Annotated in this window: 15 protein-coding genes; 10 read left to right on the top strand and 5 right to left on the bottom strand. The window is 71.0% G+C overall.

Annotated features, from left to right (window positions below; genetic code table 11):
- The first annotated feature begins 569 nt into the window (after nucleotides 1-569).
- From AB0F71_RS35665 to AB0F71_RS35635, 7 genes are all read left to right on the top strand, one after another.
- A complete protein-coding gene (locus tag AB0F71_RS35665) occupies nucleotides 570-1,817 on the top strand; it encodes a helix-turn-helix domain-containing protein (protein WP_360243937.1) in 1,248 nt (415 codons plus the stop codon).
- Nucleotides 1,818-1,951: 134 nt separating this feature from the next.
- The gene (locus tag AB0F71_RS35660) at nucleotides 1,952-2,347 is read left to right on the top strand and encodes a hypothetical protein (protein ID WP_360243934.1); all 396 of its coding nucleotides are present in this window, start codon (nucleotides 1,952-1,954) and stop codon (nucleotides 2,345-2,347) included.
- Complete coding sequence (locus tag AB0F71_RS35655; RefSeq protein ID WP_360243931.1) at nucleotides 2,347-2,598, top strand: hypothetical protein; 252 nt, start codon at nucleotides 2,347-2,349, stop codon at nucleotides 2,596-2,598. Before AB0F71_RS35660 ends, AB0F71_RS35655 begins: the two co-directional genes overlap by 1 nt.
- Nucleotides 2,599-3,152: 554 nt before the next feature.
- Nucleotides 3,153-3,629 carry a hypothetical protein gene (locus AB0F71_RS35650; RefSeq protein WP_360243928.1) on the top strand — a complete coding sequence of 159 codons (477 nt, stop codon included), beginning with the start codon at nucleotides 3,153-3,155 and terminating at the stop codon, nucleotides 3,627-3,629.
- Between the two features lie 987 nt (nucleotides 3,630-4,616).
- Nucleotides 4,617-5,264, top strand: coding sequence for a DUF3710 domain-containing protein (locus tag AB0F71_RS35645; protein ID WP_360243925.1), 648 nt, complete (start codon nucleotides 4,617-4,619; stop codon nucleotides 5,262-5,264).
- Nucleotides 5,265-5,407: 143 nt separating this feature from the next.
- Nucleotides 5,408-7,516 carry a 4-alpha-glucanotransferase gene (gene malQ / locus AB0F71_RS35640; RefSeq protein WP_360243987.1) on the top strand — a complete coding sequence of 703 codons (2,109 nt, stop codon included), beginning with the start codon at nucleotides 5,408-5,410 and terminating at the stop codon, nucleotides 7,514-7,516.
- A gap of 82 nt (nucleotides 7,517-7,598) precedes the next feature.
- Nucleotides 7,599-7,823 (top strand): hypothetical protein, encoded by a 225-nt coding sequence (locus AB0F71_RS35635; RefSeq protein WP_360243922.1) that lies wholly within the window; start codon nucleotides 7,599-7,601, stop codon nucleotides 7,821-7,823.
- Nucleotides 7,824-7,969: 146 nt separating this feature from the next.
- On the opposite strand, the gene pepN is transcribed toward AB0F71_RS35635, so the two are convergent.
- Nucleotides 7,970-10,549, bottom strand: coding sequence for an aminopeptidase N (gene pepN, locus AB0F71_RS35630; protein WP_360243920.1), 2,580 nt, complete (start codon nucleotides 10,547-10,549; stop codon nucleotides 7,970-7,972).
- 164 nt (nucleotides 10,550-10,713) lie between these two features.
- Entirely contained in the window at nucleotides 10,714-12,417 is a 1,704-nt protein-coding gene (locus AB0F71_RS35625; protein WP_360243917.1) for a PQQ-binding-like beta-propeller repeat protein, read from the bottom strand.
- A gap of 434 nt (nucleotides 12,418-12,851) precedes the next feature.
- On the opposite strand from AB0F71_RS35625, the gene AB0F71_RS35620 reads away from it, so the two are divergent.
- From AB0F71_RS35620 to AB0F71_RS35610, 3 genes are all read left to right on the top strand, one after another.
- A complete protein-coding gene (locus tag AB0F71_RS35620) occupies nucleotides 12,852-14,030 on the top strand; it encodes an ROK family transcriptional regulator (RefSeq protein ID WP_360243914.1) in 1,179 nt (392 codons plus the stop codon).
- 289 nt (nucleotides 14,031-14,319) lie between these two features.
- Complete coding sequence (gene dxs / locus AB0F71_RS35615) at nucleotides 14,320-16,224, top strand: 1-deoxy-D-xylulose-5-phosphate synthase (protein WP_360243911.1); 1,905 nt, start codon at nucleotides 14,320-14,322, stop codon at nucleotides 16,222-16,224.
- 181 nt (nucleotides 16,225-16,405) lie between these two features.
- Nucleotides 16,406-17,932, top strand: coding sequence for a glycosyltransferase family 39 protein (locus tag AB0F71_RS35610; protein WP_360243908.1), 1,527 nt, complete (start codon nucleotides 16,406-16,408; stop codon nucleotides 17,930-17,932).
- 99 nt (nucleotides 17,933-18,031) lie between these two features.
- On the opposite strand, the gene AB0F71_RS35605 is transcribed toward AB0F71_RS35610, so the two are convergent.
- From AB0F71_RS35605 to AB0F71_RS35595, 3 genes are all read right to left on the bottom strand, one after another.
- On the bottom strand, nucleotides 18,032-20,179 hold the full coding sequence (locus AB0F71_RS35605) for a 3-hydroxyacyl-CoA dehydrogenase NAD-binding domain-containing protein (protein WP_360243905.1): 2,148 nt from the start codon (nucleotides 20,177-20,179) through the stop codon (nucleotides 18,032-18,034).
- Nucleotides 20,180-20,181: 2 nt separating this feature from the next.
- Nucleotides 20,182-21,426 (bottom strand): acetyl-CoA C-acyltransferase, encoded by a 1,245-nt coding sequence (locus AB0F71_RS35600; protein ID WP_360243902.1) that lies wholly within the window; start codon nucleotides 21,424-21,426, stop codon nucleotides 20,182-20,184.
- Nucleotides 21,427-21,707: 281 nt separating this feature from the next.
- A complete protein-coding gene (locus AB0F71_RS35595; RefSeq protein WP_360243899.1) occupies nucleotides 21,708-22,961 on the bottom strand; it encodes a ribonuclease D in 1,254 nt (417 codons plus the stop codon).
- Between the last annotated feature and the right edge of the window lie 205 nt (nucleotides 22,962-23,166).

The raw sequence follows: 23,166 nt of genomic DNA, 5'->3' as shown, positions 1-23,166 counted from the left end.
GGGCGAGCTGTTCAGAGTTTCTTTACTGGATCAAGGCGGCCCGCTGTCGCGGGCCGCGCGCGCTCCGGCCCGGCGGGGCCGCCGTCCGCTCCTGTCTCCGCCCCGCTCAGCGGCGCCCCCGCCCGTCCGGGCGCGCAACACCAGCGAGAGCAGCGCAGTCCGCAGAGCTCTACCTCACCCCAGGCCCTCCCTCCGAGGGGCCCGGGGGCCGAGCATTGGTGCGGCGCCGTCGTGGTGAGAGGTCGCGGGTCGCGGGGCGTGTCCCTCGCCGGCCGGTCCCCGGAGGCGTACCAGGAACCCCCGGGGGCCGCCAAGTCCGAGCGCAAGCGTCACCTGGTGAGCCTTGGCGGCCCCCGGAGAACCCTGGTCCGGCGAAGCTGCCCGACCGACGAGGGACCCGTCCCGCTCAGGCCCGCAGCCTGCCGGAAGCTCCGGTGCCGCGCCGTTCCCGGCAACCGCGTGCCCGACGCCGCGCGTGGCGGTGGGTCACCGTCTCGGGTGGGTATCTGCCCACAGAGCCCGGTCAGTTCGCCCACCAGGCGTACCGTGGCGCTGGAGGTGGTGAGCAGATGACGATGGAACTCGCGGACAACGTACGGAAGTACCGGCGCCGCTCCGGGATGAGCCAGGAAGAGCTTGCCCACGCAGGGGGCCTGTCCCCGGCGACTGTCCGGAAGGTCGAGCAGGGCGGAACGGTCCGCATGGAGACGCTTCACGCGCTGGCTCGCGCTCTGGGCATCCCCACGGCGGCACTCGTCGCGTCCGACGCACCGGAGCCCGTGGGACGGGCGGAGGAGCCGAACCGGCTCAACCTCATCCAGCTTCGCGCCGCGCTCACCCCGGCGGTGGGGCTCGTGGACCAGGACGCCCAGGCCGTGGGCGAGGAACCGAACCTGCGCGCCTACGCTCGAACGGTTCGAGACGCGAGGGTGCTGTACTTCTCCGACAGCTACAAGAGCGTCGCCGCCCAACTGCCCGGCCTGTTGCGGGACGCCGCGCGGGCCGTCGCCCACTACGACAGCGGCGAAGAACACCAACAAGCTCTGCTCGCCCGCGCCGAGGCGTTGCGCCTGGCCGGCACGTACCTCACGCAGGTGAGGCAGTACGACATTGCCTACACGGCCCTGCGAGGTGCTATCGCGGACGCCCGGGAGGGCGGGGACCTGCTCGCGGCCGGTTCCGGAGTCGGCTGCATGTGCTGGCTGCTGGTGCGGCAGGGCCGGCTGGAGGAGGCGGAGCGGATCGCCGCCCAGAGCATGGACGTGGTGGAGCCGAAGATCACCGGCGCCGAGCCCGACCACTACGCGGTGTGGGGAGGGCTGGCCATGGAGGCCGCAGCCGCGGCGGCACGCAACAACCGCCCAAACGAGGCCAAGGAGTACCGCAAGGCGGCACGGGTGGCGGCAACCGCCGTCGGCACAGCGCACCGCAACGTCTCCCGCCACTGGTCCGTCTTCGGACCGGTGACCGCCGCCATCAAGGCCCTCGAAGACTCCATGGTCATCGGCGACGCCCGCACGGTGGTGCGCAAGGCGGGTGAAGAGGTGGAGCTGTCGCCGAAGGCGTGGAAGCGACTGGGCAGGCCCAGCACGAATGACGGGAACCGCTTCACCCTGGACGTGGCGCGCGCCCACACCCGAACCGGAGACCTTTCGGCGGCCATGGACGAGCTGACCCGCGCTCGGGAAGCCGCCCCCGAGTGGCTGAGGCACCAGAACTCGGCGGCCGAGACCATGCAGGAGATCCTGAGCAAGCGCAAGCGCACCCTGACCAGCGATATGCGCGAGATGGCCGGCTACCTGGGCGTCGTCGGATAGCTGCTACGTAGCGTGGCAGTTCGCTGACCTTGCGTTGTTATCTGCCCTGCTGGGTCCGTGGATTGACGTGCAGTCAGGTCGTTACGGTCGCCGTGTTCTGTTCCAGCGACCGAGGCCGGGGATCCACTGTGGGTATGCCGAGGAGCGACGCGGACCGTCTGCGTCGCAGGGAGTTGTACGAAGCGGCGTCGGGCATGGCGGGACCCCGCCTGCTGCCGTGGACCACCGAGGACGGGCGCCCCTGCTACCTGAGGACCGACGGCAAGGGCTACATCTCGACGCTCGCCGACGGCATCGAAACCGTGCAGCTCGGCATGGGTCAGGAGCTGCTGGAGTACGCCCGGGGCATCCTGGCCCCCGGAGCCAAGGCGCAGTCGGCCATCGAGTACCGCTGGCTCGCCTGCCGACTGACCGAGGCCCTGTCGGACGCGCTCAGGGTCGCCGAGTCGCGCGGAGAGCGTATCCCGGTGCCGCAGGAGGAGGGTGAGGCTGCGAACGCCAGCCCCCTTGATGGGCAGGGGGAAGGCTGATGGGCAAGGCCACCCGCTACCGCTTCCGCGACTACCACGTGACCACCGTGACCGACCCCATGGCGCTGCCGACCTTCGAGGCGATCTGCGTCACCGGCGAAGGGCAGGACTGTGCTGCCGCATCCGGCGAGCTGCACACCCCCGAGGAGTTGACCCGCTGGATCGCTGGACACTGCGCGCAGACCGGCCACCAGTCGTACGAGCAAACCACGCGCGCCGTCGTCCGCGCCAAGCCCGGAGCGTGGCAGTAGGATCACGCGCGCGGCGGACAACAGCACGACTGGTCTATACCTCTGACGGCAGTAGCGACGGCAACAACCACGGACTTCAGCGCACATCCACGGACCTCGACGGACCGTCAAACCATCGTTGACTCGCGAAAATGCAGGTGGAGAGGGGCCGCGTAGCACACGTACTATGTGCTGGCAGGCGCGACGCCAGTACTTGTTCATAACTGCCCCGAGGGGCACGCGGACGCCTATTTCGATGATGTCGAGGGGCACGCCTCGATCGCGGTTACGCATGAAGGAAATACGGTCCACAGCGATGCTGGCTGGAGGGCAAATTCTGGAGACCACCTTGTTGCTGCCATCCGTCCTGAAGGCGCCTCGCATGCGCCTGGAACAATTGTTGTCAGGGTTCCGCTTCCAAATGCCGAAAGGGCGCAACATGCCCAGAGGGCCATGGATGACTTCAGTCTGGGGCCCTATGACAGGAATACAAACAATTGCGTGACCTACTGTGCTCGAATCCTTGAGATTGGCGGATTCAAGGTGCCCACAGAGGATTCGCAGAATATTGCAGGATGGCTGCTAAATTCTTCGTATCCACAGAGGAGGCTGTAGATTTGGCTGCTAGCGGTTGGGAATCGCTCAAAGGAAAGCCAATGAAGTGGGAAGCTCCGGATAGGCTGCGGTCTCCAACGGCTTCGGCGACGATTAATCTCGCTGTTCAGATGATGGGCAGCAATATGATCGGCAACGAACTCATTGAAGTTGTTGCAGGATTTGTCTCCGCCAAGGCGCGAGTTGAACTGTGGGCGAGTCGCAGTCGGCCGCCGCTGACGCTTGAGCAGAACTTTGCTGTGGGGCAGGCCGCCTCGGATGCGCTGCGAATCGTCTATGAATCTTGGGTTGTATATGAGCGGGCATACAATTCGACTGGTGGGAAGATCTTTCGGCCGGAGAAGGAGGCGAGTGCTCTCATTCTTGCGCTTCGGGAGGCTACGGCCATTCTCACCCGGGTGAGGGAAGAGGGTGGCGGAGATGCAGTGCCTGAGTAAGGCGTATGCAGGAGAAGGTGAGCCGGGAATCCGATGCGGGATCATGTCCACGGTGCATGTGGGCGATACGCCCAAGGGTGATCACGGTGCACCTGCCTCCCCTTGCAACGCATGCTGGCGGGTGATGGATGGCTTGGGGGTGAATTACTAGTGAGCGGCGAACCTGCGGACTTTACCTCCCGATTGAATCCGGCAACGGTTTCTTGCCCTGCGGCTGGTCGGCTGGTACCCCGGGCGACATGTCGACGTGTCCTCCGATACCCAGTCCCTGGAGGCACAGGGGGTACATCCCGAGTCCAGTGGCAATCGACTTTCTCGAATCCTTCCGTGGCCTCAAGGTTGGACCAGCCCGTGAGGACGGTCCAAAATTCATCAACGGTAAACCGTTTTCGGTCGACGCCGTGGGGGTCGGCAGCAGGCATGAGGAAGAATCCTTGGCGATCGGCTCAGCCATCGGCGGCACCTGGTTTTCCTGTCGGCTGATGGCTCAGCTATTCGCATATCTTCATGCGGCAGGACGGCGCTCTGGCTGCTTACGCGAATGGCCTGATCTGGAGTATCGGAAACACCTTACGAGGGCTTGGGCCTCATGGTGAGTGTGGATCGCCCGCTGATCTGCGTTCATGCGCCTAGGGGGGATGAAGCCGTGGCCCAAGTAAGACTCACGTCCCACTGCCGCTCGGCGAGTTGGCCTGATGTGCGGCGTCGCGGCTGCTCCCAGCCTTCGAGTTCTTCTTCTTCAAGATCTCCAGGAGACGAAAACCAAGTTCCGGTACTGGCAGTTCTACGGGGAATTTTCTAAAAGCGCTAGCGGCCCCGCCGGAGTCGTCCGGTGGGGCCGCTGGGGTGTTTGACGGCAGTAGTTGACGGCAACGTCAGTGGACGGGTGCTGCACAAAATGGTGGCAGGCAAGGGGTGGGAGTTCTCGGCAAGATGCGAAGGGAGCTGGCTGGCTGATGCCGGATGATGAGGGGATAGGAGAACGAAGTGAAGGAACCGATGGAGGAAGATCACGAATTCCTTCCGGCAGGCGAACCGCTCCGTCAGGCGGTGAGGGGTGTCGATGTCGGACCGTGGGACGTAACGGAAAAGGATCGGTGGGAAGCGGATCTCATCGACCTCGGTGGCTTGATGATTCCTCGCGAGCCAGGTGTCACGATCGAATTCAGTAGCGTGCCGTCCAGAGGTCTGGTCGGAGTTGCTGCCAGAAAAGGGCGTGAGGTGGCGCTGCAGCTTCAGGCCTTCCATGTCACCGCGCAGGATCCGTGGGCAAGGTCTCGCGATCAGTTTGAGGCCAACGTGCGGCAGCTCGGCGGACAGTCGCGGGCCTGGACGGGTCGAGCCGGGATCGAACTCAGGTGTGAGGTTCCGGTGAGAGAGCCGTCCGGTCGGGCTGGAACGCAGACCATTCGCGTACTCGGCTGCGGTGGGCCGGGCTGGCTGCTGCGGGGAATCGTGAGCGGGAAGGGTGCCAGGGCGGAGAGTCGCGACGGGTGGGCCTATGACTTCTTCGAGCGGACTGTGGTGGTTCCGTCGTACGGGCAGGTGTCTGCGGCGATGTTGTCTCCGGCTGGGTTCGCCGGTCTGAGGCCGACTGCCGACGACCAGCCGATCCCGCTGCGCAGGCCCGACTGACGACAGGCCCGCACTCGTGTCGCACAGCGTGATCGAGGCGTCACCCGGGTAGGACTGGGCTGTCCTACCCGGGCGTTGCCGAGACATCGCAGGAGCCGCGAGTGGCCGCTTACCACGACAGTGACGGAGCCGACGGACGGAAGGTGCCGGCGCAGGACGCGCCGCCGCCGCCCGCCGAACTGGTCGCGCTGGCACGGGCGTACGGGGTGGACACCCGGTACCCGGGGGCCGGTGGGCAGACGGTGGGGGCGCGGACGCTGGTGGCCGTGCTGGGGGCGCTGGGGGTGGCGGCCGGGTCGCCGGAGGAGGTGCGGGAGGCCCTGGAGCGCCACCGGGCCGAGCAGCGGGAGCGGTTGCTGCCGCCGTGCGTCGTGGTCCGGCAGGGCCGCCGCACCGCGCTGGACGTGCCGGCCGACGCCCGGCTGCACGTGGAGCTGGAGGACGGCGGCAGTTGGGAGCTGTCGCGCGGTCACTCGCACTGGCTGCCCGCCGACCTGCCGCTCGGTCGGCACACCCTCACGGCGGAGAGCAACAGCAGGAAGGAGCGGTCCGCGCTGATCGTCGCCCCCCAGCAGCTGCCCCGACTCCCCGGCCGCAGCTGGGGGTTCCTCACCCAGCTGTACTCCGTGCTGTCCGACCGCTCCTGGGGCATGGGCGACCTCGGGGACCTCGCCGAACTCGCCCAGTGGGCCGGCGCAGAACTCGGTGCGGGCTTCGTGCAGCTCAACCCGCTGCACCAGGCCCTGCCCGCGACGCCCGGCACCCCCTCCGACCCGTCCCCGTACCGCCCCTCCTCCCGCCGCTTCGCCGACCCGGTGCACCTGCGGATCGAGGCCGTCCCCGAGTACGCCTACCTGACGGCAGCACAACGGACGGAAACGGACGACCTCACCCGCCGCGCCGCCCGGCTGCGCGACGAGGTCCTCGCCCACGACGGCCTGGTCGACCGGGACGCCGTCTGGGCCCTCAAACGCGAGGCCCTCCAGCTCCTCCACGAAGTCCCGCGCGGCCCCGGCCGCCAGGCCGGCTACGAGGCGTTCCAGCGCCGCGAGGGGGAGTGGCTGCGCCGCCACGCCCTCTGGAACGCGATCGCCGAGGTGCACGGCGCCGACTGGCACCACTGGCCGAAGGGCCTGCGTCACCCGAACGGCCCACAGATCGACCAGGCCGCCAAGGAACTCGAACCGAGCGTCGAGTTCCACCGCTGGCTCGCCTGGCAGGTCGACCAGCAGCTCGCCGCCGCCCAGCGCGCCGCCCGCGACGCGGGCATGCCGGTCGGCCTGATCCACGACCTCGCCGTCGGCGTCCACCCGGACGGCGCCGACGCCTGGGCGCTCCAGGACGTGCTGGCCGGCGGCATCTCGACCGGCGCCCCGCCGGACGCCTTCAACGCCCACGGCCAGGACTGGGGCCTGCCGCCCTGGCGCCCGGACGCCCTGGCGAAGGCCGGCTACGCCCCGTACGCGGAACTCCTGCGCGCCGCCACCCGCCACGCGGGCGCGCTCCGCATCGACCACGTGATGGGCCTGTTCCGCCTCTGGTGGGTGCCCGAGGGCCATCCCCCCACCGAGGGCGCCTACGTCCGCTACGACGCCGAGGCGATGCTCGGCGTGCTGGCCCTGGAGGCGCACCGGGCCGGCACCGCCGTGATCGGCGAGGACCTGGGCACGGTCGAGCCCGGCGTACGGGAGGAACTGGCGGCCCGGGGCATCCTCGGCACCTCCGTGCTCTGGTTCGAACGGGACTGGCAGTCCGACGGCGGCATCCTGCCCCCCGACCGCTGGCGCCCCGGCTGCCTGGCCACCCTCACCACTCACGACCTGCCCAGCACCGCCGCCCGGCTCTCCGGCGAGCACGTCGAGCTGCGCCACCGCCTGGGCCTGCTGGCCCGCCCGCTCGCGGAGGAGCAGCAGGAGGCCGCCGACGAGCTGGCGGCCTGGCGGGCCGAACTGACCGCCCTCGGCCTGCTCGCCCCCGACGAGCCGCTCTCCGTGCCCGCCCTGTACCGCTTCCTCGGCCGGACCCCGGCCGAGCTGGTCGGCGTCTGGCTGCCGGACCTGGTCGGCGACCCGCGCCCGCAGAACCTGCCCGGCACCTGGGACCAGTACCCGAACTGGCGCCTGCCGGTCGCCGACGGCACGGGCGCCCCGGTCACCCTGGAACGCCTCGCCGCGGCCCCCACCGCCCGCCTGCTCGGCCGGCTGTTGGCCGCCGCCCAGCCCCCCAGCCCCCCGACCGCCAGGACCCCCTGACCAGGAACCCGGATCCCGCAAGCGGAACCCCCAGCACCACCCCGACGCGCGCCCTCCCGTAAGCGGCGGGTAAGTTGGAATCGTGGACAAGAGGAACGCTTTGCGAGCCGGCGCGGTCTCCGCAACGGTCACGCTGATGATGCTGCTGTCGTCGCCCGCCATGGCCCTCACCAGGGACGACGGCGACGACCCGGGTACCGGCCTGAGCGCCGGCCAGACCATCGGCCTGTACGTGCTGATCCCGCTCGCCGTGTTCGTCGTCATCGCGGCCTTCGCGGGTCTGCCGTACGGCAAGAAGAAGAAGTAACCGCGAGGAACCGCCGCGTCCACCGAGGACAGGCAACAGGTCCATCAGGACCCGCAGGAACCCGAAGGGGCGCCGGACGATCCGTCCGGCGCCCCTTCGGGCATTCGTCACCGAGCAGCAGGCCCCGGCCTCAGCGCGCCCCGGCCTCAGCGGGCCCCGGCCGCCTTGTCGACCGCCTGGGCCTTGAGCGCGCGCTCGATCCCGGCCCGCGACTCGACGACCTGACGGCGCAGCGCGGGCGCCGGCTCGGCCGAGGCCAGCCAGGCGTCCGTGGCGGCGAGCGTCTCCTCCGACACCTGGAGCGCCGGGTACAGCCCGACGATGATCTGCTGCGAGATCTCGTGGCTGCGGGTCTCCCAGATGCCCTTCACCGCGGCGAAGTACTTCTCCGCGTACGGCGCCAGCAGCTCCCGCTGGTCCGACTGCTGGAAGCCCGCGATCACGGCCTCCTGCACGTAGTTGGTGAGCTTGTCCGACTCCACCACCGAGGCCCAGGCCGCGGCCTTGGCCTCCGCGGTCGGGCGGGCGGAGCGGCAGCTGGCCGCGTGCTCCTGGCCGGCCGCGGTGTTGTCCCGCTCCAGCTCCGCGACGATCGCGGCCTCGTCGGCGCGGCCGGTGGCGGACAGCCGGGCGAGCAGCGCCCAGCGCAGCTCGGTGTCCACGGCGAGGCCCTTGAGCTCGACCGAGCCGTCCAGCAGCCCGGCCAGCAGGTCGAGCTGAGCGTCCGTACGGGCGACCGAGGCGAAGGTGCGGGCCCAGGCCAGCTGGTGGTCGCTGCCGGGCGCGGCGGCGCGCAGGTGCTCCTCGGCGGCGGCGGCCCAGCGGAGCAGGCCCTGCTCGCGCCAGTCCGGGTCGGTGTAGGAGTCCAGGGCCAGCTTGACCTGGCGCTGCACGGACTGGACGACGCCGATGTCGCTCTCCCGGCCGATGCCGGACAGGGCCAGCGACAGGTAGTCACGGGCGGCCAGTTCGCCGTCGCGGGTCATGTCCCAGGCGGAGGCCCAGCACAGCGCGCGCGGCAGCGACTCGGTGAAGCCGCCGAGGTGCTCGGTGACGACGGCCATCGAGTCCTCGTCCAGCCGGATCTTGGCGTACGACAGGTCGTCGTCGTTGAGCAGCACGACGGCCGGGCGGTGGCGGCCGACCAGCTCCGGCACCTCGGTGCGCGGGCCGTCGACGTCCAGCTCGATCCGGTCCGTGCGCACCAGCGAACCGTCGACCAGCTCGTAGAACCCGATCGCGATCCGGTGCGGCCGCAGTACGGCCTCGCCCTTGGCGCCGGCCGGCAGCGCGGGCGCCTCCTGCAGCACGGTGAAGGACTCGATCTCACCGTCCGTGTTCAGCACCACCGACGGGCGCAGCACGTTGATGCCGGCGGTCTCCAGCCAGGACTTGGACCAGGCCTTGAGGTCACGCCCGCTGGCCTCCTCCAGCGCCCCGAGCAGGTCACTCAGACGCGTGTTGCCCCAGGCGTGCCGCTTGAAGTAGGCGCGCACGCCCTCGAAGAAGGCGTCCTGGCCGACGTACGCCACCAGCTGCTTGAGCACCGAGGCGCCCTTGGCGTAGGTGATGCCGTCGAAGTTGACCTGGACGTCCTCCAGGTCGTTGATGTCCGCCATGATCGGGTGGGTCGAGGGCAGCTGGTCCTGCCGGTAGGCCCAGGTCTTCATCTGGTTGGCGAAGGTGGTCCAGGACTGCGGCCACTTGGAGCCGGGGGCCTCGGCCTGGCAGACGGCCTCGGCGAAGGTCGCGAAGGACTCGTTGAGCCAGAGGTCGTTCCACCACTCCATGGTGACGAGGTCGCCGAACCACATGTGGGCGAGCTCGTGCAGGATCGTCGCGGCGCGCGCCTCGTACGCGGCGTCGGTGACCTTGGAGCGGAACACGTACTGGTCGCGCAGGGTGACGGCGCCCGCGTTCTCCATCGCGCCGGCGTTGAACTCCGGGACGAAGAGCTGGTCGTACTTGGGGAACGGGTACGGGAAGTCGAACTTCGCCTGGAAGTAGTCGAAGCCCTGCTTGGTGACCTCGAAGATCGCCTCGGCGTCCAGGAACTCGCGCAGCGAGGGGCGGCAGTACACGGCCAGCGGCACGCGCTGCTCGCCGTTCTCGTAGGTGTCGAAGACCCCGACGTACGGGCCGGCCACGAGCGCGGTGATGTAGCTGGAGATCCGGCCGGTGGGCTCGAACTCCCAGACCTGGGTGGCGCCTTCGCCGACCGGCTCGGGGGTGGGCGAGTTGGACACCACGACCCAGCCGGTGGGGGCCGTCACGGTGAACCTGAACGTGGCCTTGAGGTCGGGCTGTTCGAAGTTCGCGTAGACCCGCCGGGCGTCCGGCACCTCGAACTGGGTGTAGAGGTAGGTCTCGCCGTCGACCGGGTCGACGAACCGGTGCAGGCCCTCGCCGGTGTTGCTGTAGGCGCAGTCGGCGACGACCCGCAGCTCGTTCTCGGCCGCCAGGCCGGGCAGCGGGATGCGGCTGTCGGCGAAGCTCGCCGGGTCGAGGGCCGTGCCGTTGAGGGTGATCTCCTCGACGCTCGGGGCGACGAGGTCGATGAAGCTGTCGGCGCCGGGGGTCGTCGCGGAGAACCGGACCACGGTCGTGGACCGGAAGGTACCGCCCTCGCGGGCCGAGCCGAGGTCGAGCTCGATGTCGTACGCGTCCACCCGGATGAGGTCGGCCCGGGTGCGGGCCTCGTCGCGGGTCAGGTTGGTGCCGGGCACTCGCTGCGCTCCTTCGTCAGGCTGATGGACCGAATCCTCGCATGCCCGACGAGCGGCCCGACCGGAAATCCGGACCGGAAATCCCGACCGCAGAACGGGGGCGGGGCGGGCCCGGGCCCACCGGCCCCGACTCGCCCCGCCCCGCCCTCACCGACCGGAGCGCGTCACTTCCGCCACTTGGTCAGCGGACCGTCGGTGTTGGTGTACCGGCGGAACGCGTACACCGCGTTGCCGTCGCCCGAGACGAAGTACACCGAGGTGCTCATGCTGATGTCGAACTTCCCGTTCGCGTTCGCGACGGTGCCGATGTCGGTCATCGACCCGTCGGTCGGCGAGAGCGTCACCAGCCGGGACGGCTTGTCGTAGCCCTGCGAGACCAGGGCGCGCACCTTGCCGGCCTTGTCGGTGCCGGTGACGAGCCGGATGTCGCTGCCGCTGCCCGAACCGGGGCTGGCCGCCCACAGGCGCTTGCCGGTGTTCAGGTCGTAGGCGTTGATGGCCGGCTTGGTCGGGTTGACCTGGACGTACAGGGTGCTGCCGCTCACCACGTTGCGGGTGAAGGCGGTGTCCTGGCCGGAGAGGCGCAGGCTGTCCGAGCCGGCCTCCTTGACGGACATCTGGTTGCCCGGCTTGTTGTCCTTGTCGAACGGCAGGATGTAGTCGCCGTTCGGGCCGTTGGTGATCAGCAGGACCAGCGGCTTGTCCTGGATGACCGAGTCGACCTCCTCGATCGTGCCGGTCAGGGTGACCGGGGAGCTCACGGTCTTGCCGGAGTCGGCGTTCACGATGACCAGTTGCGACTTCGGGCCGCTGGTCATGTAGCAGCGGTCGCTGATCGCGATCTGGTCGCCGGCCGCGCGGGCCCGCATGGTGCAGTCCTTGTCCCGGGGCTGGTACTGCCAGGCGGGCTGGCCGTTGGAGATGTTCAGCCCGGCCACCGCGTTGCCGCCGACGGCGACGACGTTCTCGGTGACGCTCAGGGTCGGCTGGGACAGCCGGTCGGCGGTGGCCTTGACGGTCCACAGCAGCTTGCCCGAGGTGAGGTCCACGGCGCCGATGGTGGAGCAGTCGTAGTCACCGGTGTTGAAGGCGACGGCGGCGACGTTCTTGGAGTTGGAGGAGTACGAGGCGCTGCACACCTCCTTGCTGCCGGACGGCACCGGGATGTTCCAGGCCTGCTTGCCGTCGGTCAGGTTGTAGGCCTTGACGCCGTCGCTGTCGACGCGGACGGCGTACTTGTCGGTGCCCCAGATGCCGAGCAGCTGGTTGGTGGCATCGGTGTTGGAGGGCGTCGGGGCGTTCCAGGCGACGTTGAACGTGGCCTTGCCGTCCGGCGCGGGCACCGGCGCGACGCTGTTCCCGCCGTTGTCGCCGTTGTCGCCGCCGACGGTGCTGGTGCCGCCCGAGTTCGCCACCGGGCCGGGGCCCGGGTCCGGCTTGGGGTCGGGCTTGAGCAGCACGACCAGCCCGATCACGATGGCGATCGCCAGCACACCGCCGATGATCCCGCCCCAGAGCATGACGGGGTTGCGCTGCTTCGGAGGCGCCGGCACCGGCGCACCGGGGTAGTAGCCCGGCTGCTGCTGGTAGTTGTAGCCGCCGCCGTAGCCCTGCCCCGCGTCCGCCCCGGGGTAGCCCCCACCGGGCACCGGGTCGTACGGGCCGACCGGCGCACCCGCCGGAGGCTGGGCCGGCATCCCGGCCGCCGTCGGCGCGTACGCGGCGTAGTCGGCTCCACCCGCGGGGGGCTGGGCCGGGGGCGCCGGGGGTGCCGGGGGCATCGGAGGCTGGGCCGGCGGCCCGCCCTGCCCCGGAACCGCCGAGCCGTCGAGCTGGGTCATCTGGTCCGCGACGGCGGCGGGGTCCACACCGCCCGCCGGCCGCCCGAACGAAACGCCCCGATTGCCCTGCGGGCCGCTGCCGGATGCATCGCCTGCACCCGGCGTAGGGTGATCCCCTGCCATCTGATTCCCCGTCATGTCTGGATGCGTCCCCCTGCCGGTACCGACCGCGGCCCGGTGGGACGGGTGAGATTGGGCACCATGCTAGTGGCGGCCGGTTTTCGCCCGCTCCCAGGACCGCCCGATCCGGGCCCGCGCCCCCGCACCGCGCAACACCTTCACCCCCCGGTCACCCGGCCCCCACGCCCCCGGCCACCCCGGCCCCCACCCGGCACCCCCCACCCCGGCCCCCACCCGGCACCCCCCACCCGGCACCCCCCACCCGGCACCCCCCGACCCGTACCCTTCAGGAGTTGAAGGGGACACCCGGCGGAGGGTTCCCCACCCTGGGAGGGTGGATCATGTCGACGGACACACCGGGCTCACAGTCGTCCCTGCACCGGGCGAACCTGGAACGGGTGCTCCGTGCGGTACGGATGGCCGGTTCGCTCACCCAGGCCGAGATCGCCCGCGGCACCGGCCTCTCCGCGGCCACCGTCTCCAACATCGTGCGGGAACTGAAGGAGAGCGGCACCGTCGTGGTCGCCGACACCTCCTCCGGCGGCCGCCGCGCCCGCAGCGTCTCACTCAGCGGTGACGCGGGCATCGTGGTCGGCATTGACTTCGGCCACACCCACCTCCGGGTGGCCGTCGGCAACCTCGCCCACCGGGTGCTGGCCGAGGAGAGCGCCCCGATCGACGTGGACGTCTCGGCCGCGCAGGGCTTCGACCGCGCCGAGGCGATGGTGGCGCGCCTCCTCGCCCAGGCCGGCTTCCGGCCCGAGAAGGTGATCGGCGTGGGCCTCGGCGTCCCCGGCCCGATCGACGTGGAGACCGGCGCGCTGGGCTCGACCGCGATCCTGCCGGGCTGGACGGGCATCGCCCCGGGCCGGGAGCTGGGGGAGCGGCTCGGCATGCCGGTGCACGTGGACAACGACGCCAACCTGGGCGCGCTGGGCGAGCTGGTCTGGGGGGCCGGCCGCGGCCTGAGCGACCTCGCGTACATCAAGATCGCCAGCGGGGTCGGCGCCGGCCTGGTGGTCAACGGCCAGATCTACCGGGGGCCGGGCGGCACGGCGGGTGAGATCGGGCACATCACCCTGGACGAGGCGGGCCCGGTCTGCCGCTGCGGCAACCGGGGCTGCCTGGAGACCTTCGTCGGCTCCCGCTACCTGCTGTCGCTGCTCACCTCCACCCTCGGCCCGGACCTCACCCTGCCCCGGGTGGTGGAGCTGGCCCACCAGGGCGACCTGGGCTGCCGCCGGGTGATCGCCGACGCCGGCCGCCAGATCGGTACGGGCGTGGCGACCCTGTGCAACCTGCTCAACCCGCGCCGGGTGATCCTGGGCGGCGACCTCGCCGAGGCCGGTGAGCTGGTGCTGGCCCCGATCCGCGACTCGGTGGCCCGGTACGCGATCCCCAGCGCGGCCCGTCAGCTGTCGGTGGTCCCCGGCACCCTGGGCGGCCGCGCCGAGGTGCTGGGCGCGCTGGCCCTGGTGATGAGCGAGATGGGTGAGTCCGGGGCCCTCGGCCGGCACTGAGGCCGCCCGGCCCGGGGCCGGCACCGACCGCCGCCCGGCCCGTTCGCCCGCCCGGCCGCAACCGGCGGCGAACATCCGTTCGTCAATGAGGATTGACCCGCGTCCCCCGACCGACCTCCCGGAATGGCGGTAACCGGTCGACGGCACCGGGCGCGCCGCTCGGCGTCCGTGTAGCGGACATTAGACTCGACCGGTCGGTACCGGCCGCGACCACCGGCCTGCCGCCGGACCGGGCAGCGACGCCCGTCGGACCGTCCGTGGTCCGCGAACACTGAACGAGGAGGAACGGGTGGCCCTGCTGACCCGCATTCGGGGACCGCGCGATCTCGACCGGCTCACGCCCGGACAGCTGGCCGCACTGGCCCAGGAGATCCGGACCTTCCTGGTGACCGAGGTCTCCAAGACGGGCGGCCACCTCGGCCCCAACCTCGGCGTGGTCGAGCTGACCATGGCGCTGCACCGGGTCTTCGACTCCCCGCGCGACCGCATCCTCTTCGACACCGGCCACCAGAGCTACGTCCACAAGCTGCTCACCGGCCGCCAGGACTTCTCCCGGTTGAAGATGAGCGGCGGCCTGTCCGGCTACCCCTCGCGCGCCGAGTCCGAGCACGACGTGATCGAGAACTCGCACGCCTCCACGGTCCTCTCGTACGCGGACGGCCTGGCCAAGGCCAACAAGATCCAGGGCAGGACGGACCCGGTCGTCGCCGTGATCGGTGACGGCGCGCTCACCGGCGGCATGGCCTGGGAGGCGCTGAACAACATCGCCGACGCCAAGGACCTGCCCGTCGTCATCGTCGTCAACGACAACGAGCGCTCCTACTCGCCGACCATCGGTGGCCTCGCCAACCACCTCGCCACTCTGCGCACCACCCAGGGCTACGAGCGCTTCCTGTCCTGGGGCAAGGACGCCCTCCAGCGCACTCCGGTGGTCGGCCAGCAGCTGTTCGAGACGCTGCACGGCGCCAAGAAGGGCCTCAAGGACTTCATCGCCCCGCAGGGCATGTTCGAGGACCTCGGCCTCAAGTACATCGGCCCGATCGACGGCCACGACCTGACCGCCCTGGAGTCCGCGCTGACCAAGGCGCGCGGCTTCGGCGGCCCGGTGATCGTGCACTGCCTCACCGAGAAGGGCCGCGGCTACCACGCCGCCGAGAACAACGACGAGGACCGCTTCCACGCCGTCGGCGTGATCCACCCGGACACCGGCCTGCCGGTCAAGAACTCGGGCAAGGACTGGACCTCGGTCTTCGGCGAGGAGATGGTCGCGCTCGGCCACGAGCGCGAGGACATCGTGGCGATCACCGCCGCGATGCTCCACCCGGTCGGCCTGGCGCCGTTCGCCAAGGAGTTCCCGGACCGCATCTTCGACGTCGGCATCGCCGAACAGCACGCCGTCACCAGCGCCGCCGGCCTGGCCACCAACGGGCTGCACCCGGTGTTCGCGGTCTACGCGACCTTCCTGAACCGGGCCTTCGACCAGGTCCTGATGGACGTCGCGCTGCACAAGCTGGGCGTCACCTTCGTGCTGGACCGGGCCGGGGTCACCGGCACGGACGGCGCCTCGCACAACGGCATGTGGGACATGTCGATCCTCCAGGTCGTCCCGGGCCTGCGGCTGGCCGCCCCGCGCGACGCCGACCAGGTCCGCGCCCAGCTGCGCGAGGCCGTCCAGGTCAAGGACGCCCCGACGGTGGTGCGCTACTCCAAGGGCTCGGTCGGCCCCGCCGTCGCCGCGGTCGGCCGGGTCGGCGGCATGGACGTGCTGCGCGCCGCCGGGGAGCCCTCCGGCGCCCACCGCGCGGACGTGCTGATCGTCTCGGTCGGCGCGATGGCCCCGACCAGCCTGGAGGTGGCCGACCTGCTGGCCGCCCGGGGCGTCACCGCCACCGTGGTGGACCCGCGCTGGGTCAAGCCGGTGGACCCGGCCCTGCCGGGCCTGGCCGCCGAGCACCGGGTGGTCGTCACGATCGAGGACAACGGCCGGGTGGGCGGCGTCGGCGCGGCCGTCGCCCAGGCGCTGCGGGACGCGGACGTGGACCTGCCGGTGCGCGACTTCGGCATCCCGCAGGAGTTCCTGGACCACGCCAGCCGGAACGAGATCCTGGCCGAGATCGGCCTGACCGCCCCCGCCATCGCCGAGAAGGTGGGCGCCCTGGTCGCCAAGCTGGAGCCGGCACCGGTCGAGGCCTGAGACGCCCCCGGCGGAACGGGCCGGCCGCCCGCTGCCCCGTTCCGCCGACGACCGATCGTCGTACCGCCCGACGACCGATTGTCGTAACGACGTAACAGTTCGTCGCGGGACGAGCTGACAATCGCACTGAATGGCGGGACCGGCGCTCTCCGCGCCGTTCCCGCCCGGTAGGTTGTCAACCGTGCCCACCCCCACCCGCCTCCGCCTCGACGGACTGGTCGACCGCCTGCCCGCGCGCGCCCGTACCCACATCCGGCAGGGGTACTGGACGAGGCTGGTGCCGCTGCTCACCCTGGTCGCGGTGGCCACCCACATCCCGTCCTTCGCCCGGCCCGTCTGGAGCCCGGACGAGGGCTTCCTGGCCACCCAGGCCCGGATGCTCGCGGACGGCGGGGTGCTCTACGACACCGTGGTGGACCGCAAGCCGCCGCTGCTCCCCTGGCTCTACCAGGCCTGCTTCGCCGTCTTCGGCTCCGCCTCGCTGTGGCCGCTGCGCACCCTCGCGGTGGGGGCCCACCTGGTCACCGCGATCCTGCTGGCCTCGATCGCCCGCGGCCGCTGGGGCAACCGGGCCGGGGCCGGCGCCGGACTGCTCTACCTGCTGGTCTCCATCGGGCTCTCCCCGGAGGACACCCAGGCGGCGACCTTCGAGGTCTTCATGCTGCCCGCGATGGTGGCCGCCTTCCGGTACGCCGAGCGCCGCCGCTGGCTGGCCGCGGGCATCGCGGTCGCGCTCTGCTCGCTGACCAAGCAGACCGGCGGCGCGGTGCTGCTGCCGGTGCTCTGGATGCTCCTCCAGGACGCCCGCCGGCGCGGGGTGCGCTGGCCGCCCGCCCTGTTCAAGATCGGGTTCGGCTTCGCGGTGCCGATAGCGCTGGTGGCGGTCATCCTCACCAAGCCCAAGGGCTTCCTCTTCTGGGTGGTCACCGGCAGCGGGGACTACGCCTCCTTCGGCGGCGCCTGGCTGCAGATGCTCGGCCGGGCCTTCGGCAACCTCGGCATCCTGGCCGCGGCTGGCCTCGGCTTCCTGTTCCCGGTCGGCCGCCGGCTCTGGTTCAGGTACCGCCACCGCCCGCTGCCGGTGGCCGGCGAGGAGCACGGCTCGACCACCGACCTGTGGGTCTGGCTGCTCTCCTCGGCCGTCGCGGTCAGCGTGGGCTTCCACTTCTTCGGCCACTACTACCTCCAGCTGATGCCCCCGCTGGTGCTGCTGGGCACCGGGGCGGTCGCCACCTCGGCGATCCGCTGGAAGCCCGTCCTGGTGTACACCACGGCCGCCGCCACGGTCTTCTGGGGCCTGGCGCTGGCCTGGCCGGGGGAGCAGATGAGCCGCAACACCGAGGTCGCTACCGCGGTCGCCGCCCAGACCACCCCCAAGGACACCGTGCTGGTCTGGGGCATGCACCCCGAGCTGTACTGGCTGGCCGACCGCAAGCCCGCGAGCCGCTACCTGACCGCCGGCTTCCTCACCAACTACAGCGGCGGCAAGGACGGCAGCGGCAACGTCGGCGAGCAGTTCAGCGTCAACAACGCCTGGCAGACCTTCGACAAGGAGCTCGCCAACGGCCTGCCCGAGGTCTTCGTGGACGACTCCGGCGTCGCCCCGTACCAGCCGGTGCTGGTCCCGCGGATCGAGAACCTGCTGGACACCCACTACGAGATGATCGGCGTCATCGGCGACACCGTCGTCTACCGCCTCAAGCACTGAGGCCCGCCGCCGTCCACCGCCTTGCACCCGAGGCCAGGCACGCAACGCAGGAGCCCCCGGCGACCAGGTCGCCGGGGGCTCCGCTCGTACCGCTGCGCCTTACGCGGGCACCGAGGCCACGCCGGGGGCGAGGAACTTCTTGCCGTTCACCCGCTCCGAGACGCCCTCACGGTCCAGGTACGGGGTGATCCCGCCCAGGTGGAAGGGCCAGCCGGCACCGGTGATCATGCAGAGGTCGATGTCCTGGGCCTCGCCGACGACACCCTCCTCCAGCATCAGGCCGATCTCCTGGGCCACGGCCTCCAGGGAGCGGTTCAGGACCTGCTCCTCGGTGAGCACCGTGTCGCCGAAGGTCAGCAGCTCCAGCACCTCGGGGTCCAGCACCTGCTTGCCGTCCACCCAGGTGTAGAAGCCGCGCTTGCCGGCCTTGACCACCTTGCCGAGGTTCTCGGAGACGGTGAACCGCTCCGGGAAGGCGCCGGCCAGGGTCTCCGAGACGTGCAGGGCGATGGCCGGGCCGACCAGCTCCAGCAGCACGATCGGGGACATCGGCAGGCCGAGCGGCTCGACGGCCTTCTCGACGCTGGCGATCGGGGTGCCCTCGTCGATGATGTTCTGGATCTCGCCCATGAAGCGGGTCAGGATCCGGTTCACCACGAACGCCGGGGCGTCCTTGCAGAGCACCGAGGTCTTCTTGAGCTTCTTCGACACGGCGAAGGCGGTGGCCAGCGACGCGTCGTCGGTCCGCTCGCCGCGGACGATCTCCAGCAGCGGCAGGATCGCGACCGGGTTGAAGAAGTGGAAGCCGACGACCCGCTCGGGGTGCTGGAGCTTCGAGGCCATCTCGGTGACCGACAGCGAGGAGGTGTTGGTCGCCAGCACGCAGGTCGGCGAGACCACGGCCTCCAGGTCCGCGAAGACGGTCTGCTTGACGCCCATCTCCTCGAACACGGCCTCGATGACGAAGTCCGCGTCGCCGAAGGCCACGGCCTTGTCCAGCGAGCCGCTGACCAGGCCCTTGAGGCGGTTGGCCTTGTCCTGGCCGATCCGGCCCTTGCCGAGCAGCTTGTCGATCTCGGCGTGGACGTAGCCGACGCCCTTGTCGATGCGCTCCTGGTCGATGTCGGTGAGGACCACCGGCACCTCCAGACGGCGGGCGAACAGCAGTGCCAGCTGCGAGGCCATCAGGCCGGCACCGACGATGCCGACCTTGTTGACCGGGCGGGCCAGCGACTTGTCCGGCGCGCCGAACGGGCGCTTGGCCCGGCGCTGCACCAGGTTGAAGGCGTAGATGCCGCTGCGCAGCTCGCCGCTCATGATGAGGTCGGCCAGGGCCGCGTCCTCGGCGTCGAAGCCGGCCTGGAGGCTGGCCTTGTCGGCGAGGTCGGCGTCCTTGACGGCGGCGATGATGTCCAGCGCCTTGTAGGCGGCCGGGGCGGCGCCGTGCACCTTGCCGTCGGCGACCATGCGGCCCCAGAGGACGGCGTCGTCCCAGGCCTTGCCGCGGTCGATCGCCTCGCGCTCGACGACGACGTCGCCCTTGAGGACCTTGGCGGCCCACAGCAGCGACTGCTCCAGGAAGTCGGCCGGCTCGAAGATCGCGTCGGCGATCCCCAGCTCGAACACGTCCTTGCCCTTGAGCTGCTTGTTCTGGTTCATCGAGTTCTCGATGATGACCTTGACGGCCTTACCGGCACCGATCAGGTTCGGCAGGATGGTGCAGCCGCCCCAGCCGGGGACGAGGCCGAGGAAGACCTCGGGCAGCGAGAAGGCCGGAACGCCCGCGGACACCGTGCGGTAGTCGCAGTGCAGGCCGACCTCGACGCCGCCGCCCATGGCCGCGCCGTTGTAGAAGGCGAAGGTCGGGACGGGCAGCGCGGCGATCCGCTTGAAGACCTCGTGGCCGCCCTTGCCGATGGCCAGCGCGTCGGCGTGCTGCTTGAGCAGCTCGACGCCCTTGAGGTCGGCGCCCACGGCGAAGATGAACGGCTTGCCGGTGATCGCGGCGCCGACGATCTTGCCCTCGGCCGCCTCGGCCTCGACCTGGTCCAGCGCCTCGGACAGCTTGAGCAGCGAGCCCGGGCCGAAGGTGGTCGGCTTGGTGTGGTCGAAGCCGTTGTCGAGGGTGATCATGGCCAGCTTGCCGGCCTGCAGCGGCAGGTCCAGGTGGCGCACGTGCGCGGTCGTGACGACCTCGCCCGGGAACAGCTCGGCGCCCTGCTGGAGCAGCTCAGTGGTGTTGCTCATGCTCACTTACCACCCTCGACCTGAGACGACTTTTCCGCTCCGCTCCAATGCGGGTTCTCCCAGATGACGGTGCCGCCCATGCCGAAGCCGATGCACATGGTGGTCAGGCCGTAGCGGACGTCCGGGCGCTGCTCGAAGCGGCGGGCCAGCTGGTTCATCAGGCGCACGCCCGAGGAGGCCAGCGGGTGGCCGAAGGCGATCGCGCCGCCGAACGGGTTGACCCGCTCGTCGTCGTCCGCGATGCCGTAGTGGTCCAGGAAGGACAGCACCTGGACGGCGAAGGCCTCGTTGACCTCGAAGGCCTGGATGTCGTCGATGGTCAGACCGGCCTTGGCCAGCGCCTTCTCGGTGGCCGGCACCGGGCCGATGCCCATGACCTCGGGCTCGACGCCCGCGAAGGCGTAGGAGACCAGGCGCATCTTGACCGGGAGGCCGAGCTCCTCGGCGACGTCCTCGGCGGCCAGCAGCGAGGCGGTGGCACCGTCGTTCAGACCGGCCGAGTTGCCCGCGGTGATGTTGCCGTGCGGGCGGAACGGGGTCTTGAGGCCGGCCAGCGACTCCATCGTGGTGCCCGGGCGCAGCGGCTCGTCCACGGTGGCCAGGCCCCAGCCGGTCTCGCCGACCTCGGGGTTGGTGTTGCGGATCGTGATCGGCACCAGGTCGGGCTGGATGTCGCCGTTGGCGTACGCCTTGGCGGCCTTCTCCTGGGAGCGCACGGCGTAGGCGTCGCAGCGCTCCTTGGTGATGTGCGGGAAGCGGTCGTGCAGGTTCTCCGCGGTCATGCCCATGAACAGGGCGGACTCGTCGACCAGCTTCTCCGAGACGAAGCGCGGGTTCGGGTCCACGCCCTCGCCCATCGGGTGGCGGCCCATGTGCTCGACGCCGCCGGCCACGACCACGTCGTACGCGCCGAAGGCGATGCCGCCGGCGGTGGTGGTCACGGCGGTCAGGGCGCCGGCGCACATGCGGTCGATCGCGTAACCCGGGACGGACTTCGGCAGGCCGGACAGCAGGGCGGCGGTGCGCCCGATGGTCAGACCCTGGTCGCCGATCTGCGTGGTGGCCGCGATGGCGACCTCGTCGATGCGCTCGACGGGCAGGTTCGGGTTACGGCGCACGAGCTCCCGGATGCACTTGACGACGAGGTCGTCGGCGCGGGTCTCGTGGTAGATGCCCTTCGGGCCGGCCTTGCCGAACGGGGTGCGGACGCCATCGACGAAGACGACGTCCCTCGCGGTACGAGGCACGGGGGCTCTCCTCCCAGGGACCAACATTTCGGGTGTGCAGGCTGCCGCCGGAAGATCCCGAGCGGCGCCGCGTCAGAGTCATGCTACCGGTCGGTAACCAACCTGCCCAGGCCCCTCGGAGGGTTCTGACCATGTGTCCCGCGACACGTCCGGCACCACTGCGACCAGGAAGGCTCCCCGGGAACGCGGTGAGGGGGCGCCGTCCGTGCGGACGGCGCCCCCTCACGGGAGACGGCGGCAGAGCCGGGGCCGCGCGGGCGGGCCCGGGCGCTCCGGCCGGATCAGGCCTCGGCGGTGGCGGCCGTGGCGGCGGTGGCGAAGGCGGCGGCCACCACCGGTGCCACCAGGTCGACCTGCCACTGCCGGGCGCCGAGCCGGCGCAGCGCGGCGGCCACGCCGTCGGCGCTCAGGTCGGCCGGCGGCTCCCAGGAGACCCGGCGCACCAGGTCCGGGGTGATCAGGTTCTCGGCGGGCAGGCGGTGGCGCTCGGCCAGCTCGCTGACCGCGGCGCGGGCACCGGAGAGCCGGGCGGCCGCGACCGGGTCCTTCTCCGCCCAGGCCCGCGGCGGCGGCGGCCCGTCGTGCGGGGCGGCGGCCGGGGGCAGCTGGTTCTCCGGGACCTCCCGGCCGCGCTGCACGGCCGCCAGCCACTGGTCCAGCTGGCGCCGGTGCAGCCGCGGGCCGAAGCCCTGGACGGCCTGGAGCGCGGCGATGTTCAGCGGCATGGCCAGCGCGGCGTTGACGATCGCGGCGTCCGAGAGCACCCGGCCGGGGGAGACGTCGCGCTCCTGGGCCATCCGGTCGCGGGTCAGCCACAGCTCGCGCACCACGGCCAGCTGGCGGCGCCGGCGGACCTTGTGCAGCTGCGAGGTGCGCCGCCACGGGTCGGTGCGCGGGGCCGGGCGGGGCGCGGCGGCGATCGCGGCGAACTCCTCCAGGGCCCAGTCGAGCTTGCCCTGGGCGTCCAGCTCCTGTTCGAGTGCGTCACGCAGCTCGACCAGCACCTCGACGTCCAGAGCGGCGTAGCGCAGCCAGGGCTCGGGCAGCGGGCGGGTGGACCAGTCGACCGCCGAGTGCTCCTTGGCCAGGCTCAGCCCGAGCACGTTCTCGGTCATCGGCCCCAGGCCGACCCGGGCGAAGCCGGCGATCCGCCCGGCCAGCTCGGTGTCGAACAGACGGGTCGGTCTCATGCCCACCTCGGCGAGGCAGGGCAGGTCCTGGGTCGCGGCGTGCACCACCCACTCGGCGTCCGCGATGGCGGCGCCCAGTCCGCTGAGGTCGGGGCAGGCGATCGGGTCGATCAGCGCCGAGCCGGCGCCCGCGCGGCGCAGCTGGATGAGGTACGCCCGTTGCCCGTAGCGATAACCGGAGGCGCGCTCGGCGTCGACGGCGACAGGTCCGGTGCCCGCGGCGAAGGCGGCGACGACGGCTGCCAGCGCCTGCTCGTCCGCCACGACGGGCGGGATCCCCTCCTTCGGTTCGAGGAGCGGGACCGGGGCTGCTTCTTCTGGGATGGCTGCTACGGCGTCGGTCACCCACCAAGGGTACGACGGTCACCGGAACTGGGAGTGTTGTCGGACTGGTCAGACTGCTGATCGCCCGCCCGCCCAGTCGTCCGCCCAGCCACCCGCCCGGCCACCCGACCGGCTGCCCGGGCGCCCGGCTGACGGACCGCCGGGCCCGGCACCCGGGTGCCGCCGGACGAGCGTGCGGCGGCCCAGGAGGAACGTTCCTCCTGGG

The organism is Kitasatospora sp. NPDC028055 (genome assembly GCF_040637885.1).
GTDB lineage: Bacteria > Actinomycetota > Actinomycetes > Streptomycetales > Streptomycetaceae > Kitasatospora.
Note: the sequence above shows the minus strand (reverse complement) of the source record. Positions and strands in the feature narration are given on the sequence as shown.

Coding starts and splice junctions, on each gene's coding strand:
- AB0F71_RS35650 (WP_360243928.1), top strand. CDS start 3,153: ATGGCTGCTAAATTCTTCGTATCCACAGAGGAGGCTGTAGATTTGGCT.
- AB0F71_RS35665 (WP_360243937.1), top strand. CDS start 570: ATGACGATGGAACTCGCGGACAACGTACGGAAGTACCGGCGCCGCTCC.
- AB0F71_RS35620 (WP_360243914.1), top strand. CDS start 12,852: ATGTCGACGGACACACCGGGCTCACAGTCGTCCCTGCACCGGGCGAAC.
- AB0F71_RS35655 (WP_360243931.1), top strand. CDS start 2,347: ATGGGCAAGGCCACCCGCTACCGCTTCCGCGACTACCACGTGACCACC.
- AB0F71_RS35605 (WP_360243905.1), bottom strand. CDS start 20,179: ATGAGCAACACCACTGAGCTGCTCCAGCAGGGCGCCGAGCTGTTCCCG.
- AB0F71_RS35660 (WP_360243934.1), top strand. CDS start 1,952: ATGCCGAGGAGCGACGCGGACCGTCTGCGTCGCAGGGAGTTGTACGAA.